The sequence below is a fragment of the Acidimicrobiales bacterium genome, from assembly GCA_036273495.1.
Lineage (GTDB): Bacteria > Actinomycetota > Acidimicrobiia > Acidimicrobiales > JAJPHE01 > DASSEU01.
This window is the reverse complement of record DASUHN010000015.1, coordinates 1-2,411: the sequence shown is the minus strand read 5'-3', so window position 1 is coordinate 2,411 and position 2,411 is coordinate 1. Positions and strand designations below refer to the sequence as shown.

Here is a 2,411-nt window from a genome sequence, read left to right as displayed (position 1 = left end):
GAAACCGGCGGGAAGCCCTGCGGGAGGTCGAGCTGGACATTGCCGAAGGGGCCGACATGGTGATGGTGAAGCCGGCCCTCGCCTACCTCGACGTGATCTCCGCCGTGCGCCGACGCTTCGACGCCCCGGTTGCCGCCTATCACGTGAGCGGGGAGTACGCCATGATCAAGGCCGCCGCCGAGCGGGGCTGGATCGACGGGGACGGGGTGGCCCTCGAGCACCTGACCGCCATCAAGAGAGCCGGGGCGGACGTGATCCTCACCTACCTCGCTGCCGAGCTGGCGTCCCTGCTCGGGTAGCGCAGCCGTGACCAACGACGAGCTGTTCGAGCGCGCCCGGCGGGTGATCCCGGGCGGGGTCAACTCCCCGGTCCGGGCCTTCCGGGCCGTCGGCGGCACGCCCTACTTCGTGGCCCGGGCCCGGGGGCCCCACGTCTGGGACGAGGAGGGCCGGCGCTACGTCGACTGGGTGCAGTCCTACGGCGCCACCATCCTGGGTCACGCCCATCCGGCGGTCGTCGAGGCGGTGTCCCGGGCCGCCGCCGACGGGACGACCTACGGGGCGCCCACCCGCCGCGAGGTCGAGCTGGCCGAGGCGATCGCCGGGCGGGTCCCCGGCTGCGAGATGGTCCGCTTGGTCTCGAGCGGCACCGAGGCGGGCATGAGCGTGGTGCGCCTGGCCCGGGGCGCGACCGGGCGCACCCGGGTCGTCAAGTTCGCCGGCTGCTACCACGGCCACTCCGACGCCCTCCTGGCCGCAGCGGGCACCGGGGTGGCGACCCTCGGCCTGCCCGACTCGGCCGGGGTCCCGCCGGCGGCGGTGGCCGACACCGTGGTCGTGCCCTACAACCGGGTCCCCGAGATCGGCCCCGACGTGGCGTGCGTGATCGTCGAGCCGGTGGCCGCCAACATGGGCCTGGTCCCCCCCGCGCCCGGTTTCCTCGAGGGGCTGCGGGCGGCGTGCGACCGGGCCGGGGCGCTGCTGGTCTTCGACGAGGTGATCACCGGATTCCGGGTCGGCCCGGCCGGCGCCACCGGCATCACCGGCGTCACCCCCGACCTGTGGATGTTCGGCAAGGTGATCGGCGGCGGCCTCCCCCTGGCCGCCTTCGGGGGCAGGAGCGACCTTCTCGCCACCCTGGCCCCCCTGGGCCCCGTCTACCAGGCCGGCACCCTGGCCGGGAATCCCGTCGCCACCGCCGCCGGGCTGGCCGTGCTCGGCCTCCTCGGCGCCGGCGCCTACCAGGCCCTGGCCGCGACCGCGTCCCGGCTCGGGGCCCTGCTCGGGGACGCTCTCAGCGGGGCGGGAGTGGCGGCGCAGGTCCCGGTCTGGGAGACGATGGTCGGGGTCTTCCTGTCCGGGGACACCGTCGTCGACTACGACGGGGCCCGGGCGGCGGCCGGGAACGGCAGGTACGCCCCCTTCTTCCACGGCCTGCTCGACCAGGGGGTGGCCATGGCTCCCGGCGCCTATGAGGTCCTGTTCCCGGGCCTGGCCCACGGGGACGAGGAGCTGGAACAGACCGCCGAGGCCGCCTACAAGGCTGCGCTTTCGCTGCGGGCACCCGGGTCCTAGGGACCTCGCCCGCAGCTGCCGGCGGGGCCCCAACCCGCCGGCGCTATCTCAGGAGAGCGGCCACGGCCCGGTAGGCCGCCTCGGCCGGCCCGATCTCGTCGGGGCGGAGCAGGTTGGACATGATCCGCAGCACCCACTCCATCAGCGTCCGGCTGTGCTGGCCCGTGTCGACCATCACCCGCATCAGCCGGGGCCGCCCGATGATCCGCACGAACGCCTGGGCCACCTTGTAATAGAGCGCGTAGCTGTCCTCCAGCCGCTGCTCGTAGTCCGCCAGCGCCTCCTGGCCCCCGCCGGCCAGCGAGTCGGCGGCGGCCATGGCCGCCATCCGGCCCGTCTCGTAGGCGTAGGCGATCCCCTCCCCGTTGAACGGGTTGATGGCGCCGGCGGCGTCCCCGCACACCAGCCAGCCCGGACCGGTCCGGGGCCCGACCGAGAACGCCATCGGGAGCCTCCCGCCCGTGGGCGGCCCGCAGGACGTGTCCGGGCGGATCTCCCAGGACGGCGGGGCGCCGGCCACGAAGGCGTCCATGAGATGGGAGGTGTTGACCTCCTTCCACTGGCTGAAGGTGGACAGGAGCCCCACCCCCACGTTCACCCGGCCGTCCCCCACGGGGAAGATCCAGCCGTACCCGGGTAGGACGTTGCCGCCGGCGTCGCGCACGTCGAGGTGGCTCTCGATCCACTCCTCGTCGTGGCGGGGCGAGGTGAAGTAGCCCCTGATCGCCATCCCCTGGGGACAGCCCCTGTCCCGCTGGGTGCCGAGGGCCCGCCCGACCCGGGAGTTGGAGCCGTCGGCCACGACGACCAGGCGGGCGGAGACCTCGGTCCGGCCG

Annotated in this window: 3 protein-coding genes; 2 read left to right on the top strand and 1 reads right to left on the bottom strand. The window is 74.5% G+C overall.

Features of this window, described 5'->3' with window-relative positions:
- Both VFW24_00595 and VFW24_00590 read left to right on the top strand, forming a co-directional pair.
- Positions 1 to 299: porphobilinogen synthase (locus VFW24_00595; GenBank protein HEX5265248.1), on the top strand; the 299-nt coding region annotated here is incomplete at its 5' end.
- A 7-nt stretch (positions 300 to 306) separates the two neighbouring features.
- Complete coding sequence (locus tag VFW24_00590) at positions 307 to 1,575, top strand: glutamate-1-semialdehyde 2,1-aminomutase (protein HEX5265247.1); 1,269 nt, start codon at positions 307 to 309, stop codon at positions 1,573 to 1,575.
- 43 nt (positions 1,576 to 1,618) lie between these two features.
- On the opposite strand, the gene VFW24_00585 is transcribed toward VFW24_00590, so the two are convergent.
- Positions 1,619 to 2,411 (bottom strand): hypothetical protein (locus tag VFW24_00585; protein HEX5265246.1); only part of this gene is annotated, 793 nt, incomplete at its 5' end.